Raw genomic sequence first — 19184 nt, 5'->3', positions numbered from 1 at the left:
GCGGTCCGGAGCTGCACCGCGACAAGCCCGATCACCGCAGAGCGCGCCCGGAACTCATCAATGGTTCCGATGACGGCATTACGGAATCCGAAGGCCGTGACCTTGCCCGGGCCGCGAACAGGCTGGTTGACTCCTCACCGTTCTGGCCTTCGGTTGGCGAACCGCCACGGACGGCGGCCGAGCGAGTTCGGCCGACGATCTCCACGTGAGCACCGGGCGGGCCTGCGCCCGACCTCTCGGCCACCGGTGATCGAAGGCGGCCGCCGGCATCGGAAGAGACACGCCCGACGCATGCGGATCCCCGAGGCGCACGTGGAGCACGAGAGGAAGCCGTGGTAGGAGTCTGTGAGGTTCAGGATCCGACGTCGCGTTCCGCGGCGTCTCGCCGCTACATCGCGAACACCCCACCCGAACTGCTGAGTCCGGCCGCGATCGCGTTCCACGGTGCGCTGGACGCGGTCGGCGCCGTGCTGCCCGAGATCGCGCGCGCGATCGCCGCGGAGCTTCACGACCAACGCTCGAACATCAAACTCATCGCCAGCGAGAACTACTCCTCGCTCGCGGTTCAGCTGGCCCAGGGCACCCTGCTCACCGACAAGTACGCGGAGGGGGTGCCGGGCCACCGCTTCTACGCGGGGTGTGCGAACGTCGACGTCATCGAGCGCCGCGCCGCCGACCTGGCCCGCACGGTGTTCGGCGCCGACCACGCCTACGTGCAGCCGCATTCCGGCGCCGACGCCAACCTCGTGGCCTTGCTCGCGGTGCTTTCGCAGACCGTGGAGGCCCCGACCCTGGCCCGCCTCGGGCACACCACCCTGGCCGAGCTGTCCGATCCGGCCTGGGAGGCGCTACGTCACGAGGTCGTCGGTCAACGGCTGCTCGGCATGGACCTTTACTCGGGCGGGCATCTCACCCACGGCTACCGGCACAACATCTCCGCGCGCCTGTTCGAGGCGCATTCCTACACGGTCGACCGCGAGACCGGATTCCTGGACTTCGACGCCATCGTGCGCCAGGCCCGCGCGCTGCGGCCACGCATTCTGCTGGCCGGCTACAGCGCCTATCCGCGCCGGATCGACTTCGCCCGGTTCCGGGAGCTCGCCGACGAGATCGGGGCGACGTTCGTCGTCGACATGGCCCATTTCGCGGGCCTGGTCGCGGGCAAGGTCTTCACCGGCGTGCACGACCCCGTGCCGTATGCCCATATCGTCACGACGACCACCCACAAGACGCTGCGCGGCCCGCGCGGAGGTCTGGTGCTCTGCTCGAGCGAGTACGCCGACGCGGTCGACAAGGGCTGTCCGTTGGTTCTCGGCGGGCCGCTGCCGCACGCCATCGCGGCCAAGGCGGTCGCGCTGCACGAGGCGGGCCGGCCCGAGTTCGTCCGATATGCGCACGCGGTCGTCGACAACGCCCGCGAGCTCGCCGACCGGCTGCGCGGCCACGGCGCGCGGGTGGTGACCGGCGGCACCGAGAACCACCTCGTGCTGCTCGACGTGGCAACGTCCTACGGACTCACCGGTCGGCAGGCCGAGTCCGCGCTGCGCTCCAGCGGACTCACCCTCAACCGCAACGCGCTCGCGTTCGACCCCAACGGCCCCTGGTACACCAGCGGCCTGCGGCTGGGCACCGCCGCGGTGACGACGTTGGGCATGGGTTCCGCCGAGATGCACGAGATCGCCGGGATCATCCACGACGTCCTGACGTCCGCCCGGCCGGTCGATGGGAGCCGCGCGAGGTTCGACCTGCCCGACCCGGCGGTCTCCGCCGCCAGGAAGCGGGTCTGCGCCCTCCTCGACCGCCATCCGCTCTATCCCGAGATCGACCTGGGGCTGCTCGCCCCGGGTGTCTCCGGCTAACGCCGTCGCGACCCCACGTTTCACCCGCACGATATTCACCAACCAGCCTTTCTGACTGCTCACATACACGCTGAGAAAGGTGATGACGACGATGCCGGATGGTGTCACACACCTGTTCATTCCCGGCCCGACGAATGTGCCGGAACAGGTTCGTCAGGCGATGAACGTGCCCATGCAGGATCACCGGGCACCCGATTTCCCCGAGCTGACCCTGCCGCTCTTCGCGTCCCTGAAGAAGATTTTTCAGACCGAGACCGGCCGGATCTTCCTCTATCCCGCCTCCGGCACCGGCGCCTGGGAAGCCGCCATCACCAACACCCTCAACCGGGGTGACCGGGTGCTGATGTCGCGCTTCGGGCAGTTCTCCCATCTGTGGGTCGACATGGCCGAGCGGCTGGGCCTCGACGTGATCTGCGTCGACGTCGAATGGGGCACCGGGGTGCCGGTACAGGCCTATCAGCGCCACCTCGAGGCCGATCCGACGATCAAGGCGGTCTTCGCCACCCACAACGAGACGGCCACCGGCGTCACCTCCGACATCGCGGCGGTGCGCCAGGCGATGGACGCCGCCGGTTCCGACGCGATGCTCTACGTCGACGGCGTCTCCTCGATCGGCTCGATCGAGTTCACACAGGACGCCTGGGGCGTCGATCTCGCCGTCGCCGGCTCGCAGAAGGGCCTGATGAACCCTCCCGGGCTGGCCGTCCTCGGCGTCAGCCAGAAGGCGCTGGCCGCCGCCGAGACCGCCACGATGCAGCGCTGCTACTTCGACTTCGCCGACATGATCGCCTCCAACGATGTGGGCTACTTCCCCTACACCCCACCGACTCCGCTGCTGCACGGCCTGCGCGCCGCGGTCGACATGCTGCTCGCCGAGGGGCTCGAGAACGTGTTCGAGCGGCACTTCCGGCTGGCCGAGGGGGTGCGTCGAGGGGTGTGCGCGCTCGGCCTGGACCTCTGCGCGACCGCGCCGTACTGGTACTCCGACACCGTCTCGGCGGTCCGGGTGCCCGACGGCGTCGATGGCGCCGAGGTGTGCCGGATCGGGTACCACCGCTACCGCACCTCCTTCGGAGCGGGGCTGAACAAGGTCGCCGGAAAGGTCTTCCGGATCGGCCACCTCGGGCACCTCAACGAGGTCTCCTGCCTCGCCGCGCTGGCCAGCGCGGAGATGGCGCTGGCCGACGCGGGTGCGGACATCGAGCTCGGGGCCGGCGTCGCCGCCGCGCAGGCCTACTACCGCCGGGCCCTCGCCGACCGCCAGGACCTGCCCGACCTCGCCCTGCTGGCCTCGGCCGCACCGCGCTGAGCCGACCGCGGCATCCCCAGAACGTAAGGGAGACGATCGATGAGCCACACCCTGCACCCGACGCGCCGGCCTCGCCTGCAGCGCAGCGAGCTCGCCGTGCCCGGCTCGAACATGCACTTCATCGACAAGGCCGTGCACAGCGGCGCCGACTACATCTTCCTCGACCTCGAGGACGCCGTCGCGCCGCCGGAGAAGGAGCAGGCCCGCAAGAACGTCATCGTCGCGCTCAACGAGATCGACTGGGCCGCCGCGGGTAAGACGGTGTCGGTGCGGATCAACGGCCTCGACACGCAGTACATGTACCGCGACGTCGTCGACGTGATGGAGCAGGCCGGCGACCGGCTGCACACCATCCTGGTGCCCAAGGTCGGTGTGCCCGCCGACCTGTACCTCGTCGAGGCGCTGATCACCCAGATCGAGACCGCCCGCGGCTACTCGACCCGGGTCGGTACCGAGGCCTTGATCGAGACGGCACTGGGGATGGCCAACGTCGAGGCGATCGCCGCGAGTGGCGGCCGGCTGGAGGCGCTGCACTTCGGCGTGGCCGACTACGCCGCCAGCATCCGGGCCCGCACGGTCAGCATCGGCGGCCTCAACCCGCACTACCCCGGCGACCAGTGGCATTTCGCGCTGTCCCGGATGACCGTGGCCTGCCGGGCCTACGGGCTGCGCCCGATCGACGGTCCCTTCGGTGACTTCTCCGACCCCGATGGCTACCTCGACGGCGCCCGGCGGGCCGCGGCGCTCGGCTGCGCGGGCAAGTGGGCGATCCACCCGAGCCAGGTCGAGCTCGCCAACCGGGTGTTCACCCCGCCCGCCGAGGAGGTGGCCAGGGCGCGCCGCATCGTCGAGGCGTTGCGGGAGGCCGAGGCACAGGGCAAGGGCGCGGCCTCGGTCGACGGCAAGATGATCGATGCGGCGTCGGAACGCATGGCGCGCAACGTGATCGCGATGGACGAGGCGATCACCGCGGGTTCCGCGCGCGGCTGAGGGAAACCCATGGACATCCACGAGTACCAGGCCAAGGAGCTCCTGGCGCGGTTCGGGGTGCCCGTGCCGCGCGGCGGTCTCGCCTACAGCCCCGAACAGGCCGCCTACCGCTGCACCGAGCTGGGTGGGACGTCCTGGGTGGTCAAGGCGCAGGTCCACTCCGGCGGACGCGGCGAGGCGGGCGGGGTGAGCGTGTGCCACGGCGACCGCGACGTGCAGGAGGCCGCCAACCACCTGTTCGGCAGGCGGCTGGTGACCCGGCAGTCCGCGCCCCGCGGCAAGCCCGTGTACCGCGTGTACGTGGAGGAGACGATCGCCATCGCGCGCGAGCTCTACGTCGGAATCGTCCTCGACCGGGCGACCGAGAAGATCATCATCATCACCGCATCCGAGGGCGGGATGGAGATCGAGGAGCTCGCGGCGAGCGCCCCGGAGGCGGTGGCGCGCACCGTGATCGAGCCCGCCGTGGGTTTCCTGGCCTTCCAGGCCCGCGAGATCGCCTTCTCACTCGGCCTGCCCGCCGAGCTGATCGCCCCGGCGGCCCGGCTCTTCCACGCGGCCTACCGGGCCTTCCGCGACCTCGATGCGACGATGCTCGAGATCAACCCGCTCGCGCTGACCAAGGACGGCGAGCTGGTGGCGTTGGACGCCAAGATGTCCTTCGACGACAACGCGTTGTTCCGCCACCAGGAGATCTCCGAGCTGCGCGACCGCAGCCAGGAGGATCCCCGGGAGAGCCACGCGGCCGACCGCGGGCTGGCCTATGTCGGGCTCGACGGCGACATCGGATGCATGATCAACGGGGCCGGGCTGGCCATGGCCACCATGGACATGATCAAACTCTCCGGCGGCGAGCCCGCCAACTTCCTCGACATCGGCGGTGGCGCCTCGCCGGAGCGGGTGCTCAAGGCGTTCCGCGCGGTGCTGAACGACGATCAGGTGAAGGTGATGCTGGTGAACATCTTCGCCGGCATCAACCGCTGCGACTGGGTCGCCGAGGGCATCGTCGCGGCATACGCCGAACTCGACGTCTCGATCCCGGTCGTCGTGCGGCTCGCCGGAACGAATGTCGAGGAGGGCCGGCGCATCCTGCGCGAGTCCGGCCTGCCGATCATCACCGCGGACACCCTGGCCGACGCCGCCGTGAAATCGGTCGGCGCGCTCGGCATGACCCTTTCCGCCTGACCAGACGAAGGACGCAGCATGGCGATCCTGATCAACGAGACGACGCGGGTGATCGTGCAGGGCATCACCGGGCGGATCGGTCAGTTCCACACCACGGAGATGATCGACTACGGGACGCGGGTGGTCGGTGGCGTCACCCCGGGCAAGGGCGGCGAGACCCGGCTGGGACTGCCGGTGTTCGACACCGTCAAGGACGCGATGAGCGCCACCGGCGCGCAGGCGTCGATCGTGTTCGTGCCACCGCCGTTCGCGGCCGACTCCATCATGGAGGCCGCCGACGCCGGCATCCGCTACTGCGTCTGCATCACCGACGGCATCCCCAGCCAGGACATGATGCGCGTGAAACGCTATATGCGCCGGTACAAGGCGGCGGAGCGGATGGTCCTCACCGGCCCCAACTGCGCCGGCACCATCTCCCCCGGCAGGTCCCTGCTCGGGATCATGCCGGGCCATATCTACCTCCCCGGCCGGGTCGGGATCATCGGACGCTCCGGGACGCTGGGCTACGAGGCCGCGGCACAGCTGAGCGCGCTCGGGATCGGGGTGTCCACATCAGTGGGAATCGGCGGCGACCCGGTGAACGGCTCGTCGTTCCGCGACCATCTCGCCCGCTTCGAGGACGACCCGGACACCGACATCGTGGTCATGATCGGCGAGATCGGCGGCCCGCAGGAGGCCGAGGCGGCCACGTTCGTCCGCCAGCAGATGACCAAGCCGGTGGTCGGCTACATCGCGGGCCTCTCGGCGCCGAAGGGGCGCACGATGGGCCACGCGGGCGCCATCGTCTCGGCCTCGGGCGAGTCGGCCCAGGAGAAGGTCGAGATCCTCGCCGCGGCGGGCATCACGATCGCCCCGAACCCGTCGAGCATCGGACAGACCGTGGCCGACGTGCTGGCCCGGCGTGGCCTGCCGGCCACCGCATGAGTGAGGAGGAAACGGTGGACGAGCCCGTCATCGTCGTCACCCGCCGTTGGCCGGAACCCGTCGAACGGGAGTTGCTGCGCCGCTATCCCGAGGTGCGCCTCAACGTCGAGGACGCCCCGCTGGGGTTCGACGGGCTGCGGGCGGCGCTGCTGGAGGCCGACGTGGTGCTGCCGACCGTGACCGACCGGCTGCCCGCCGAGATGTTCGACGGCGAGCTGCGCACCCGCTTCCTCGGCAACTTCGGCGTCGGCTTCAACCACATCGACACCGTCGCGGCCGCCAAGGCGGGCATCGTGGTCACCAACACCCCCGGGGTGCTGACCGCCGCGACCGCCGATGCCGCCATGACGCTGCTGCTCATGGCCGCGCGACGGGCGGGCGAGGGGGAGCGGGAGGTTCGGGCCGGCGCGTGGACCGGCTGGCGCCCGACCCATCTGCTCGGCACCGACGTCACCGGCAAGACCATCGGGATCATCGGGATGGGCCGGATCGGCACCGCGGTGGCCCGCCGGGCGCACTTCGGCTTCGACATGCCGGTCGTCTACTACGACGTCTCCGAGCACGCCGAGGGGCACGGCATCCCCGGCGCCCGGCGCGCCGCGTCCATCGAGGAGGTCCTCGAAGCGGCCGACGTGGTGTCCCTGCACATGCCCGGCAGCGACGAGAACACCCACCTGATCGACGCCGCCCGGCTGGCCCGGATGAAACCGACCGCGTTTCTGATCAACACCGCGCGCGGCGACATCGTGGACCACGCGGCGCTGGTCGAGGCGCTGCGGGCCGGCACGATCGCGGGCTGCGGTCTCGACGTCTTCGAGGGCGAGCCCACGATTCCGGACGGGCTGCTCGAACTCGACAACGTCGTGGCGCTTCCTCATCTGGGCAGCGCCACGATCGAGACCCGCACCGCCATGGGGATGCTCGTACTGGACAATCTCGAGGCGTTCCTGGCCGGCCGCGAACCGTCGTGCCGGGTGGTCTGACGCAGGTGTCGCCCGTGGAGGCGTTCTAGCTGATCAGGTGGGGGAGTGGTCGTCGCCGGGGTGTCTGGTCGGGGTCGATCCATGTCGGTGGGATGAACTCGGGCAGCCCGTCGCGCAGGCGCACCAGCCAGCCGGGGTGGTGCATCAGCCGGTGGTGGGTGCGGCAGAGCATGACCAGGTTGTCCCGTGCGGTGGGGCCGCCGTGTTCCCAGGCCTGGATGTGGTGGATCTGGCACCAGGACGGGGTGCGTCCGCAGCCGGGGAACGCGCAGCCGCCGTCGCGGGCGGCGATGGCGCGGCGCAGCCCGTCGGGGATGGTGCGGGTCGAGCGGCCCACGTCCAGCGGCTGCCCGGCCCCGTTCAGCACGATGGGGATGACGGCGGCGTCGCAGGCCAGCCGGCGCAGCTCGGGTGGGGTGAGGGTCCCGCCGAGGTCCAGCACCGCCGCGCGGGCCCGGGATTCCAGGTTCTCCAGCCGGATCAGGACGTTCAGGTGCGGACGGTGCCCGCCGCCCTCGGGCAGCACGCGGTCGGCGTGGTCGAGCACGTAGCCGCACACCTCGGCCAGCGCCGCGGCCTGGCGTTGCGCGGTGGTGCGGTCGTCCTCGGCGGTCAGCGGCGCGGATGTGGCGTCGAGGACGGTGGCGATGGCATCGAACAGCGCCGCGTCCTCGAAGCGGCCCTTGAGGGTGCCGCCGCTGCCGTCGCGGTGGCGGGTCGGGTGCAGCTCGTTGACCGGGGCGGGCGGCTCGTCGTCGGGTTCGGGACCGTCCTGATCCAGCAGCTCGACCAGCCGGGCGCCGTAGGCGTGCAGCTCGCCGGGGGTGTAGAGGGTCGCCTTGTCCGCCAGGTCGTGCTCCGCCCCGGCCCACACCGGCGGCGACAGACGACCGGCCGCCGGGCTGGCCAGGATCGTCGCGATCACCTCGACGTGGCGCAGCGTGGCGCGGCCGGCGGTGAAGACCGCGGCGGTGGCCGGCAGCCGGGCGGGCAGCTGCGCGCCGTCCAGCCCGACCCGGGGGCAGACCTGCTCGGCCGCGCGCACCCGGCGGCGGGCCTCGGCCCGCTCCCAGCCCAGCAGATCCCCCAGCGCGGCCACCGGGCAGCGGTAGCCGCGTTCGGCGAACACCCCGCGCCGGGACAGCGCCGCCACCGCGCTCACGACCAGCCGGTCCAGCCGCCGGACCAGGCCCTCGCACACCGTCAGCACCGAGACCAGCTCCTCGTCCCCGGAACCGGGGCCGGCGGCGGCGTCCAGCGCATCCAGCGCCTGCACCGCGAGGCGGTGCGCGGCGGGCAGCGGCTGCTCGGACACACCCTCAGCCTATCCGAACCGATGTTCGATCGAAGGTTGGTCACCGCAGGTCAGCGGCCATCCAGCGCCGCTCAACGACCGCTCACACTGCGCCGAGCGGCACCAGCTGAGCCTCGGGGGTCAGCGGCAGCAGCCGCACCGGATCCGCGCGGGACGGCTCGGTGCCCGGGGCGACGACGGCGAACGCGTCAGCGACAGCGGCGCCCCGCAGCATCGCCGACCCGGCGTGGCCCACGGCGCGCGCGAGGCCGTCGCGGACCGACACCGGAACCAGCCGGGTGCAGTCCGGATGGACCGCCAGGTCCGATGCCCGCGCCCATCCCAGCCGGGGCATCGACTCCCCGCGCAGGCCGGCCAGCACCGGCACGGCGAGGGTGAGGAACGCGGCGAGCGCGGCCAGCGGGTTGCCCGGTAACCCGATGACCAGACCGCCGCCGGGCAGCCGGGCGAGTGCCTGCGGATGGCCCGGCCGGCAGGCCACGCCGTCGACGACGAACTCGGCGCCCAGCGCGGACAGCGCCGCACGCAGATGGTCCGCGGGCCCGGCCGCCGACGATCCGGAGACGAGCACCACCTCGGCCTCGGCGGTGCGCAGGGCGTGGACGAGCAGCGGACGCGAGTCCCGCAACCGCACGACTCCGGTGCAGCGCCCACCGGCCGCGGCGACCAGCCCGGGCAGCATCGGCCCGATCGCGTCCCGGACCCGTTCGGCGCGGGGCGGTCCGTGGTCGGTGAGTTCGTCGCCGGTCACGATGGCCGCGACGCGCGGCGCGGGCCGGACGCACAACTCGTCGCAGCCCAGCGCCGCGGCCAACCCCAGGACGGCGGGTACGACCGCGGCGCCCGCGGGCACGACCGGCTCGCCGGGGCCACACTCCTCCCCGGCCCGGCGGATGTGCCGGCCCGCGGTCACCGTTCCGGTCAGCCGGTCCCCGGCCAGCGTCGCGTCCTCGTCGCGCAGCACCGCCGTCGTCCGCTCGGGCAACGCGGCCCCGGTCACGACGGCGTACGCCTGCCCGGCCGAGAGCGGGCCAGGAGTGGGCAGGCCCGCAGCGACCCGGCCGACGACGGTCCAGGGTGGATCGCCGCAGACTGCGTACCCATCCATCGCCGAACGATCCACCGCAGGCACCGCGACGGCCGCGACCAGCGGCATCGCAAGGACCGCGCCGAGGGCGTCGCCGAGCGGGACCGGTCGCGGCGATACCGGCGCAGCCGCCGCATGGGCCCGCTCGCGAGCGGCGTCCCAGGAGACCGGCGCCTTCGGCGCGGACTCCAGCCTGGTCAGTTCGGCATGCACAGCAGCCCAGCCGCGGCGACCGCGATCGGGTCCAGTCCCTCGGCACCGTCGGCGACGGACGTGAGCAGCGCCCGGCGCATCCGCGGTTCCCAGAACAGCCGCAGGTGCGCGGCCACCTCGGACGCGGCCTCCTCGGCAGCCCGGTGGCGGAACTGCGCCGCGATGTCGTTCACCCGTCGGACGTGCGGTGGGACGCCCTGCGATGTCGTCTCCACGATCAGCTCCCCGCGACCGAGATCGGCCGGCGCACCTCGTCGGCCGCCGAACGCTGGGGTGTTATGGACAACGACACCTGCACGGCGGTGACCTTGTACTCCGGACAACCGGTCGCCCAGTCGGTGTTCTCGGTGGTGACGACGTTCGCCCCGGTGACGGGGTGGTGGAACGTCGTGTAGCAGACCCCGACCGGCATCCGGTCGGAGACCAGTGCGCGCAGCGTGGTGTTGCCGACCCGGCTGGCGAGGTTGACCATGTCGCCGTCGCGGATGCCGCGCACCTCGGCGTCGTGCGGGTGCAGTTCCAGCAGGTCCTCGGGATGCCAGGCGACGTTGGCGGTGCGCCGGGTCTGGGCGCCGACGTTGTACTGGGACAGGATCCGGCCGGTGGTGAGCACGAGCGGGAAACGCCGGGTGGTCCGCTCGGTGGTCGGGACGTAGGGGGTCTCGATGAACCGGCCCCTGCCCCGCACGAAACCGTCGGCGTGCATGATCGGCGTGCCGTTCGGGGCGGCCTCGGTGCACGGCCACTGCACGCTGCCGACCTCGTCGAGATGCGCGAAGGACACCCCGGCGAACGTCGGCGTGGTGAGCGCGATCTCGTCCATGATCTGCGCGGCGTCGTCGTAGCGCATGGGGTACCCCATGGCCTGCGCGAGCTCGCAGACGATCTCCCATTCCTGCTTGCCGGTCGGGGACGGCCGCACCGGGCGCACCCGGTTGATCCGTCGCTCGGCATTGGTGAACGTGCCGTCCTTCTCCAGGAACGAGGTTCCGGGCAGGAACACGTGAGCGAACTTCGCGGTCTCGTTGACGAACAGGTCCTGCACCACGACCAGGTCCATCGCCGCCAGCGCCGCGTGCACGTGCTGGATGTTCGGGTCGGACTGGGCGATGTCCTCGCCCTGCACGAACAGCGCGCGAAACGATCCCTCGAGGGCGGCGTCGAACATGTTGGGCAGCCGCAGCCCCGGCTCGTCGAGCAGTTCGGTGGCCCATAGCTTCTCGTAGACCTCGCGCACGCCGTCGTCGGAGACGTGCCGGTAGCCGGGCAGCTCGTGTGGGAACGAGCCCATGTCGCAGGAGCCCTGCACATTGTTCTGGCCGCGCAACGGGTTGATCCCGACGCCCTCGCGGCCGATGTTGCCGGTGGCCATGGCGAGGTTCGCCATGCCCATGACCATGGTCGAGCCCTGGCTGTGCTCGGTGACGCCGAGCCCGTAGTAGATCGCGGCGTTGCCCGCGGTCGCGTAGAGGCGGGCCGCGGCGCGCAACTGGTCGGCGGGCACCCCGGTGATCTCCTCGACGGCCTCCGGGCTGTGCTGGGGCTGGGCGATGAAGGCCTCCCATTCGGCGAACCCCTCGCAGCGCCGCTCGATGAACTCCCGATCCACCAACCCCTCGGTGACCGCCACATGCGCCATCGCATTGACCACCGCGACGTTGGTGCCCGGCCGCAGCGACAGATGGTGGGCGGCCTCGATATGCGGCGCGCGGACAAGGTCGATCCGGCGCGGATCGACGACGATGAGCTTGGCGCCCTGGCGCAGCCGCCGCTTCATCCGGGACGCGAACACCGGGTGGCCGTCGGTGGGGTTCGCCCCGATCACCATGATCACGTCGGCCTTGGCGATGGAGCGGAAGTCCTGGGTACCGGCCGAGGTGCCGAAGGTCTGTTTGAGCCCGTACCCGGTCGGCGAGTGGCAGACCCGGGCGCAGGTGTCCACATTGTTGTTGCCGAACGCGGCCCGCACCATCTTCTGGACCACGTAGACCTCCTCGTTGGTGCAGCGCGAGGAGGTGATCGCACCGATCGAGCCGGTGCCGTACTCGATCTGGATGTCGGTCAGCCGGCGCGCGGTGAACGCGATCGCCTCGTCCCACGACACCTGGCGCCAGGCGTCGGCGATCGAGTCGCGCACCATCGGGCTGAGCATCCGGTCGGGGTGGGTCGCGTAGCCGAACGCGAACCGGCCCTTGACGCAGGAGTGGCCCTCGTTCGCGCCCCCGCCGGAGTGGGGCACCATCCGCACCAGCTCGTCACCGCGCAGCTCGGCCTTGAACGAGCAGCCGACCCCGCAGTAGGCGCACGTGGTCAGCACGGTGCGGGTGGGCATGCCCAGCTCGATGACGCTCTTTTCCTGCAGTGTCGCCGTCGGGCAGGCCTGCACGCACGCCCCGCAGGACACGCAGTCGGACTCCATGAACGGAACCCCGGCGCCCGCGGCGACCTTCGAGTCGAAGCCCCGGCCGTCGATCGTCAGCGCGAGCGTCCCCTGCACCTCGTCGCAGGCCCGCACGCAGCGCGAACAGACGATGCATTTGGCCGGGTCGAAGGCGAAGTACGGGTTGGACAGGTCGAGCGGTGCGTCCATGTGGTTCGCGCCCGCGTCGACGCCGGAGCCGTACCGCACCTCGCGCAGCCCGGTCACGCCGGCCATGTCCTGCAGCTCGCAGTCGCCGTTGGCCGAACAGGTCAGGCAGTCCAGCGGATGGTCGGAGATGTAGAGCTCCATGACGCCGCGGCGCAGCCTGGCCACCCGCTCGGTCTGGGTGCGCACGACCATCCCGGGCGCGACCGGCGTGGTGCACGAGGCCGGGGTGCCCTTCGCCCCGTCGATCTCGACGATGCAGAGCCGGCAGGAGCCGAATGCCTCGAGGCTGTCGGTGGCGCACAGCTTGGGGATGTCGATCCCGGCGTGCTTGGCCGCCCGCAGCACCGACGTCCCCGGCGGCACCGCGACGGCCAGCCCATCGATCGTCACCTCGACCGTCGCCTCGCCGGGGCGGGCCGGGGTGCCGAAGTCGGGTTCCTTGAGCAGACTCATCCGGCCGCCTCCACTCCGAAGTCCTTCGCGAAATGCCGCAGCGCGCTGCGCACCGGCATCGGGGTGAGCCCGCCCATCGCGCAGAGCGAGCCCTCGGTCATGACCTCACACAGGTCCTCGAGCAACTCGAGATTGGCGGCGCGGTCCTCACCGCGGCGGATCCGGTCGATGGTCTCCACCCCTCGGACCGCCCCGACCCGGCACGGCGTGCACTTTCCGCAGGACTCCTCGGCGCAGAACTCCATCGCGAACCGCGCCATCGCGGTCATGTCCACGGTGTCGTCGAAGACGACGACGCCGCCGTGCCCGAGCATGGCCCCGGCCTCGGCGAACGCCTCGTAGTCCATCGGCAGGTCGAACCGCTCGACCGGCAGGTACGCCCCCAGCGGACCGCCGACCTGTACCGCCCGCACCGGCCGCCCCGACGCCGTGCCGTCGCCGAAGGACTCCACCAGCTCACCGAGGGTGATCCCGAATGCCGTCTCGACGATGCCGCCCCGGCGCACGTTGCCCCCGAGCTGGAACACGCTCGTGCCGCGGGAGCGCCCCGTGCCGAGCGCGGCGTAGGCGCCCGCCCCGCCGGAGAGAATGGTCGGCACCGTGGCCAGCGACAGGACATTGTTGACGATCGTCGGTTTGCCGAAGAGCCCCGCGAGCGCCGGGATCGGCGGTTTGGGTCGCACCGTGCCCCGTTTACCCTCGAGGCTCTCCAGCATCGAGGTCTCCTCGCCGCAGATGTAGGCGCCCGCTCCGACCCGCACGTGCAGGTCGAATGCCAGCGGCGAGCCGAGGATTCGCTCACCCAGCCAGCCCCGCCGGCGGGCGGCCTCGATCGCGGCGGCCATGGTCGCGACGGCGTCGGGGTACTCCGAGCGAATGTAGACATAGCCCTCGGTGGCACCCACGGCGTGCGCGGCGATCGTCATACCCTCGATCAGGAGGAACGGGTCCCCCTCCATCAGCATCCGGTCGGCGAACGTCCCCGAGTCGCCCTCGTCGGCGTTGCAGCAGACGAACTTCTGGTCGGCCTGCGCGCCGAGCACCGTGCGCCACTTGATGCCGGTGGGAAAGCCGGCGCCGCCCCGGCCGCGCAGCCCGGACTCGACGACCTGTTCGACGACCTCGGCCGGGCTCATCGCCAGCGCGGCCCGGAGGCCGGCGGTGCCACCGTGCGCGAGGTGGTCGTCGGCCGACCGGGGATCGACGATCCCGACCCTGGCGAAGGTGAGCCGCTGCTGACGACGCATCCACGGCAGGTCCTCGACGAGACCGATACCGAGGTCGTGCGGCGCACCGTCGGGCAGGCCCGCCGCCACCAGTCCGTCGACGTCCTCGGGCGCGGCCGGGCCGTAGCCGACCCGGCCGTGGGGTGTCTCCACCTCGATCAGCGGCTCCAGCCACAGCATTCCGCGCGACCCGGTGCGCACCACCTGCACCGGCCGACCGGCCGCGGCCGTCACCACGGCGATCCGCTCGGCCACCAGGTCGGCGCCGACCGAGCGGGCCGCCGAGTCACCGGGGACGTACACCCGCGGCGGCGCGTGCCGCGCTGAGGACCCGCTCGCCCGCTCGCTCACTGGTGCACCTCCGCGAGGAGCGCGTCGAACCGTGCCGGGCTCACCCGTCCGTGCAGCCGCTCGCCGACCTGCACCGCGGGACCGAGCGCGCAGTTGCCGAGACAGAAGACCTGGTCGAGGGTCACGGCGCCGTCGGCGGTGGTCTCCCCGAAGCCGACGCCCAGCCGCTCCCGGACATGGTCGGCGAGCGCCTCGGCGCCGACCGCCTGGCAGGCCTCGGCCCGGCAGACCCGCAGGTGCACCCGACCGGGGCTGGTATGACGAAAGTCGCTGTAGAAGGTGACCACCCCGTGCACCTCTGCCACCGAAAGGTTGAGGACATCGGCGAGGACGGGGAGATCCGCCTGATCGATATGGCCAAACTCGGCCTGAACCGCGTGCAGGATGGGCAGTAGCGCACCACGCTGATCACAAAGGCCCCTCGCGACGGTGCGCACGCGCTCAGCGCGCGAAACAGCCCGCTCGCCAGCCTCGATTGTCATGGCCATAAGGGTGCCGATCCCGGCACCGGGCGGTCAAAGTGTAATTCATTATCCCCCCATTAACGCCGCTTATCACCGGGCCACTTCCCCAATTTCCGGTGGCCCGGAGTATGGTGGGAAGCCCTGGCGACGACGCGGTCCGACGCGCATTTCGCGCATCGGCGGCCGCGGTATGAGCACGAATGACTGGCCACCCGAGCGGACGCTCCCACCGCGGAGCCGCAGAACCGGCACCGTCCGCAGCGAGGCGACAGAGGAGCGAAGCGATGGGTCGCTTGACCAGCCGTCGACCGGTGCTGCGCCTCGGCCCGGAGGGTGAGCACCGCAGGTCCGACAGCCTTGCCGCCGAAGAACCTCTGGAGATCCGCGTCGGCGGGCGGCCGCTGTCGGTCACGATGCGGACACCGGGTCACGACGTCGAACTGGCGCACGGCTTTCTGCTCACCGAGGGGGTCCTCGGGGAGGCCGGGGACATCGCCGTCGCGCGGTACTGCGACTCCGTGGACGCCGACGGGCGCAACACCTACAACGTGCTCGACCTGACCCTCGCCCCCGGGGTGGAGCCGCCCGACGCCTCGCTGGAGCGCAACTTCTACACGACGTCCTCGTGCGGGGTGTGCGGGAAGGCCTCCCTGGCCGCCGTCCGGCTCAAGAGCCGGTTCTCCCCCGCGGCCGATCCGGTCGAGGTCACCCCCTCGACCCTGGCCGGCCTGCCCCCGACGCTGCGCGCGGCCCAGCGGGTGTTCGACACCACCGGCGGGCTGCATGCCGCGGGGCTGTTCACCGGCGCGGGCGAGTTGCTCGTCGCCCGTGAGGACGTGGGCCGGCACAACGCCGTGGACAAGGTGCTGGGCTGGGCGCTGTTGCACGACCGCGTGCCCGCCGGGCAGACCGTGCTCATGGTGTCCGGGCGGGCGTCGTTCGAGCTGACCCAGAAAGCGGTGATGGCCGGGGTTCCGGTGCTGGCCGCCGTGTCCGCGCCCTCGTCGCTGGCCGTGGAGCTGGCCGACGAGTCCGGCGTGACGCTGATCGGTTTTCTGCGCGGCGGCACGATGAACGTCTACACCCACGCCGCGCGGATCAACCGATCCGGCTGATCAGCTCGGCCTGTTCGGTGCGGTGGTCGAGGATCGCCGCCTTGGCGAGCAGCTCGGCGTGTTCGGCGGCGGGCTCGGAGCTCCAGGTGATGCCGCCACCGGTGCCGTAGACGGCGGCGCCGCTGGCACGGTCGGCGACGACGGTCCGGATGGCCACGTTGAACCGTGCCCGCACCGCGGCATCCGGCGGGCCGACCAGACCAATCGCTCCACAGTAGACGCCCCGGGGCTCGGGCTCCAGCTCGCTGATCAGCTGCATCGTCCGGCGCTTGGGGGCGCCGGTGATCGATCCGCAGGGAAACAGCGCCCGCAGGACGTCGACCAGACCGGTCTCGGGTCGCAACCGCGCGGTGACATCGGAGGTCAGCTGGAGCACGGTCGGGTACCGCTCGAGCCGGCACAGCGCGCGCACCGAGACACTGCCGGTCTCGGCGATGCGAGCGGCGTCGTTGCGCATCAGGTCCACGATCATGACGTTCTCGGCCCGCTCCTTCGGGCTCATCCGCAGCGCCTCGCCGAGCGCGCGGTCCTGCGCGGGCGATCGTCCACGCCGCGAGGTGCCCTTCATCGGCCGCATCAGCAGCCGGTTCCCGGCGATCTCGAAGAACAGCTCGGGGCTGGCGCTGGCGATCACCCACCGGCCGAGGTCGAGATAGACGTTGTGGGCGCCGCCCTGGGCCAACGCCAGATCGGCATAGAGCCCGGTGAGGTCGCCGTCGATCCGTGAGTGCAGGCGGACCGTCAGGTTGCACTGGTAGGTCTCGCCCGCGGCGATCTGCGCCCGGACCGCGTCCACGGCCCGGGCGTGCTCCTGCGGGGTCCATCCGGGCCGCCACGGCTGCGCTCGGTAGCGACCCGCGGCCCGCGGCTCGATGGGCGTCACCGGCTCCGGCTCGGCGCACAGGCCGAACCAGGCCAGCGGCAGCCCCTCGGGTCCCGCCCGGGCCGGCAGCGTCGGGTCCAGCGCGCTCGCCGCCTCGTAGGCGAGGTAGCCGTACGCCCACGACCCCGCCCGGGTGGCCCGATCCACCTCGGCGAGCACGTCGAGGACCTCGGTGGGACGCTCGGCGACCAGGACTCGCGACGGTCCCGCGCAGCGCAGCGCGGTGCCCGCGCGCAGGTCATCGAACCGCGCCCACGGCGCGGTTCGCACGATCTGCAGCCGACCCCCGGTCACGGCGCGCTCCGGCGGCTCAGGGCTGGCCGAGACCGTGCCGGGCCCGGGCCGCGGCCAGCGTGTTGACCAGCAGCATCGCGATCGTCATCGGCCCGACCCCGCCGGGGACCGGGGTGATCAGGCCCGCCACCTCCACGGCCTTGTCGTAGTCGACGTCGCCGCGCAGACCGTGCTCGCCGCGGTGGATGCCCACGTCGATGACCGTCGCCCCCGGACGGATGGCGTCGCCGCCGATGATCCCCGCCACCCCGGCCGCGACCACGAGGACGTCGGCGTTGCGGCAGGTCTCGGCGAGATCCCTGGTCCGGGAGTGGCAGACCGTCACGGTCGCGTTGCGCTCCAGCAGCAGCTGTGCCATCGGCTTGCCCACCAGTACCGACCGCCCGACGACGACGGCCTGCGCACCCTCCAGCGCAACCGAATGCTCATCGAGCAGCCGGATGACCCCGGACGGGGTGCACGGCCGCAGGCCGGGGCGGCCCTGGGCGAGCAGCCCGGCATTGGTCGTGGTCAGACCGTCGACGTCCTTGGTGGCGGGAATCCGGGCGACGATCTCCTCGGCGTCCAGGTGGGCCGGCGCGGGCAGCTGGACCAGGATCCCGGAGACCTCGTCGGCCTCGGCGAGCTCGTCGATCAGATCGGCGACCTGCGCCTGGCTCGCCTCGGCGGGCAGCTGCCGGTGCAGGTCACGCATGCCCGCCGCGACGCAAGCCCGGCGCTTGTTGCGCACGTAGACCTCCGAGGCGGGGTCGGCGCCGATCAGGACCGTCGCCAGCCCCGGCGTCGCCCCGACGGTCTCGGTGAGCGCGGCCACCCCGGCGGCGACCTCCTCCCGAATCCGGCGGGCCAGCGACGTCCCGTCCATCACGCGTGCAGTCATCAGCGGCCCCTAGGAGTGCTGGAGTAGTCGATCATGACGTTGCCGTCGAGACCAGTTCGCCGCCCGGCGCGGGGACTCGCGGGCCGACCCGGTCGATACCCACGACGTCGTCGAACGAACCGTCCTGCGACGGGGTCGCCGCGAGCCAGGCGGCCCGCAGCGTGTTGGCGAGCAGCCAGACATCGGTGATCGGCCCGACCCCGCCCGGCACCGGGGAGACCGCCTCGGCCCTGGCTGCGACGCTCGCGAGGTCGAGGTCGCCGACCAGCCGGACCGTGCCGTCCACCGGGTCGGTGACGGCGTTGATGCCGACGTCGATCGCGATCACACCTTCCTTGACATGCTCACCGCGGACCAGCCCGGGAACCCCGGCGGCCACGATGAGGATGTCAGCTCGCGCGGTGTAGTCGTAGAGCAGCCCCGCCCGGTGGCTGTGCTCGTCGCAGCTGAGGACGGTGGCGTTGCGCTCGAGGCCGAGCAGGAGCGCGGGGGTGCCGACGTTCGCCGACCGCCCGATCACGACGAGCGTGCTCTCGGCGTAGGTTCGCGCGGGGTCGCGGCCGGACTCGGTGAGGTAGCGGTCGAGCATGTGGAACACCGCGGCCGGGGTGGAGGGCACGAAGCGCGGCCTGCGCAGCGCGAGCAGTCCGGAGTTGACCGGATGGACGGCCTCGATGTCCTTGCCGGGGTCCAGCACCCGATACAGCGCCGCCTCGGACATGTGGGGTGGCAGTGGGCGCAGGATCAGGATGCCCGAGATCCGCGGGTCGGCCGCGAGCTTCCCGACCGCGGCCACCGCGTCCGCCTCCGCGACGTCGGCTGCCAGGTGCTCCCGCACGTAATGGCACCCCAGCCGGGTGGCCAGCCTGCGCACCCGGCGTTCGTAGGCATGGGCCGGGTAGCTGTCGCCGACGATCACGGTCGCGAGGCCCGGCCGGACACCGTCCGCCCCGAGCCGCCGCACAGCGTCGCTCACCTGCTGGTACAGGTCCTCGGCATACGATCGGCCGTCGATCACGTACGCGTTGATGGCCCTCGACCTCCTCGGGGTGGGCGTCCGGCG

At 71.8% G+C, this 19184-nt stretch carries 16 protein-coding genes; 7 read left to right on the top strand and 9 right to left on the bottom strand.

Translation table 11 applies throughout. From position 1 onward, the window contains the following. Positions 1–332: 332 nt before the first annotated feature. The 6 genes from ACFQE5_RS22820 to ACFQE5_RS22795 all read left to right on the top strand — a co-directional run bounded on the left by ACFQE5_RS22820 (position 333) and on the right by ACFQE5_RS22795 (position 7250). Positions 333–1859, top strand: a complete 1527-nt coding sequence (locus ACFQE5_RS22820) for a glycine hydroxymethyltransferase (RefSeq protein WP_379587949.1) — start codon at positions 333–335, stop codon at positions 1857–1859. A 91-nt stretch (positions 1860–1950) separates the two neighbouring features. Continuing rightward, the gene (locus tag ACFQE5_RS22815) at positions 1951–3168 is read left to right on the top strand and encodes a pyridoxal-phosphate-dependent aminotransferase family protein (protein WP_379587948.1); all 1218 of its coding nucleotides are present in this window, start codon (positions 1951–1953) and stop codon (positions 3166–3168) included. A gap of 39 nt (positions 3169–3207) precedes the next feature. Then, entirely contained in the window at positions 3208–4158 is a 951-nt protein-coding gene (locus ACFQE5_RS22810; protein WP_379587946.1) for an HpcH/HpaI aldolase/citrate lyase family protein, read from the top strand. 9 nt (positions 4159–4167) lie between these two features. Next, complete coding sequence (locus tag ACFQE5_RS22805) at positions 4168–5343, top strand: malate--CoA ligase subunit beta (RefSeq protein WP_379587945.1); 1176 nt, start codon at positions 4168–4170, stop codon at positions 5341–5343. 18 nt (positions 5344–5361) lie between these two features. After that, positions 5362–6267: a succinate--CoA ligase subunit alpha gene (gene sucD / locus ACFQE5_RS22800; protein WP_379587944.1), complete on the top strand. Its 906-nt coding sequence runs from the start codon at positions 5362–5364 to the stop codon at positions 6265–6267. Between the two features lie 14 nt (positions 6268–6281). After that, positions 6282–7250: a 2-hydroxyacid dehydrogenase gene (locus ACFQE5_RS22795; protein WP_379587942.1), complete on the top strand. Its 969-nt coding sequence runs from the start codon at positions 6282–6284 to the stop codon at positions 7248–7250. A gap of 25 nt (positions 7251–7275) precedes the next feature. On the opposite strand, the gene ACFQE5_RS22790 is transcribed toward ACFQE5_RS22795, so the two are convergent. The 6 genes from ACFQE5_RS22790 to ACFQE5_RS22765 form a co-directional block, all read right to left on the bottom strand. Then, entirely contained in the window at positions 7276–8565 is a 1290-nt protein-coding gene (locus tag ACFQE5_RS22790) for an HNH endonuclease signature motif containing protein (protein WP_379587940.1), read from the bottom strand. 82 nt (positions 8566–8647) lie between these two features. Next, positions 8648–9865, bottom strand: coding sequence for a molybdopterin molybdotransferase MoeA (locus ACFQE5_RS22785; RefSeq protein ID WP_379587939.1), 1218 nt, complete (start codon positions 9863–9865; stop codon positions 8648–8650). Continuing rightward, positions 9850–10080 carry a formate dehydrogenase subunit delta gene (locus tag ACFQE5_RS22780; protein ID WP_379587938.1) on the bottom strand — a complete coding sequence of 77 codons (231 nt, stop codon included), beginning with the start codon at positions 10078–10080 and terminating at the stop codon, positions 9850–9852. The genes ACFQE5_RS22785 and ACFQE5_RS22780 overlap by 16 nt, the downstream gene beginning before the upstream one ends. Before the next feature lie 2 nt (positions 10081–10082). Next, positions 10083–12908 carry a formate dehydrogenase subunit alpha gene (fdhF, locus tag ACFQE5_RS22775; protein WP_379587936.1) on the bottom strand — a complete coding sequence of 942 codons (2826 nt, stop codon included), beginning with the start codon at positions 12906–12908 and terminating at the stop codon, positions 10083–10085. Then, positions 12905–14485 carry a formate dehydrogenase beta subunit gene (locus ACFQE5_RS22770; protein WP_379587934.1) on the bottom strand — a complete coding sequence of 527 codons (1581 nt, stop codon included), beginning with the start codon at positions 14483–14485 and terminating at the stop codon, positions 12905–12907. Before ACFQE5_RS22770 ends, fdhF begins: the two co-directional genes overlap by 4 nt. Continuing rightward, a complete protein-coding gene (locus tag ACFQE5_RS22765; protein WP_379587933.1) occupies positions 14482–14967 on the bottom strand; it encodes a formate dehydrogenase subunit gamma in 486 nt (161 codons plus the stop codon). Before ACFQE5_RS22765 ends, ACFQE5_RS22770 begins: the two co-directional genes overlap by 4 nt. 266 nt (positions 14968–15233) lie before the next feature. On the opposite strand from ACFQE5_RS22765, the gene fdhD reads away from it, so the two are divergent. Then, positions 15234–16064 carry a formate dehydrogenase accessory sulfurtransferase FdhD gene (gene fdhD / locus ACFQE5_RS22760; protein WP_379587932.1) on the top strand — a complete coding sequence of 277 codons (831 nt, stop codon included), beginning with the start codon at positions 15234–15236 and terminating at the stop codon, positions 16062–16064. On the opposite strand, the gene pabB is transcribed toward fdhD, so the two are convergent. From pabB to ACFQE5_RS22745, 3 genes are read right to left on the bottom strand one after another with little or no spacing between them, the layout of a single operon-like run. Further along, entirely contained in the window at positions 16048–17241 is a 1194-nt protein-coding gene (gene pabB, locus ACFQE5_RS22755) for an aminodeoxychorismate synthase component I (protein WP_379587931.1), read from the bottom strand. The genes fdhD and pabB overlap by 17 nt on opposite strands. 16 nt (positions 17242–17257) lie before the next feature. Further along, positions 17258–18121 (bottom strand): bifunctional methylenetetrahydrofolate dehydrogenase/methenyltetrahydrofolate cyclohydrolase FolD, encoded by an 864-nt coding sequence (folD, locus tag ACFQE5_RS22750; RefSeq protein WP_379587930.1) that lies wholly within the window; start codon positions 18119–18121, stop codon positions 17258–17260. A 31-nt stretch (positions 18122–18152) separates the two neighbouring features. Next, on the bottom strand, positions 18153–19139 hold the full coding sequence (locus ACFQE5_RS22745) for a bifunctional 5,10-methylenetetrahydrofolate dehydrogenase/5,10-methenyltetrahydrofolate cyclohydrolase (protein ID WP_379587928.1): 987 nt from the start codon (positions 19137–19139) through the stop codon (positions 18153–18155). Positions 19140–19184: the final 45 nt, after the last annotated feature.

It is taken from the genome of Pseudonocardia hispaniensis (assembly GCF_042658695.1).
Classification (GTDB): domain Bacteria; phylum Actinomycetota; class Actinomycetes; order Mycobacteriales; family Pseudonocardiaceae; genus Pseudonocardia; species Pseudonocardia hispaniensis.
This window is presented reverse-complemented; position numbering and strand designations above follow the sequence as displayed.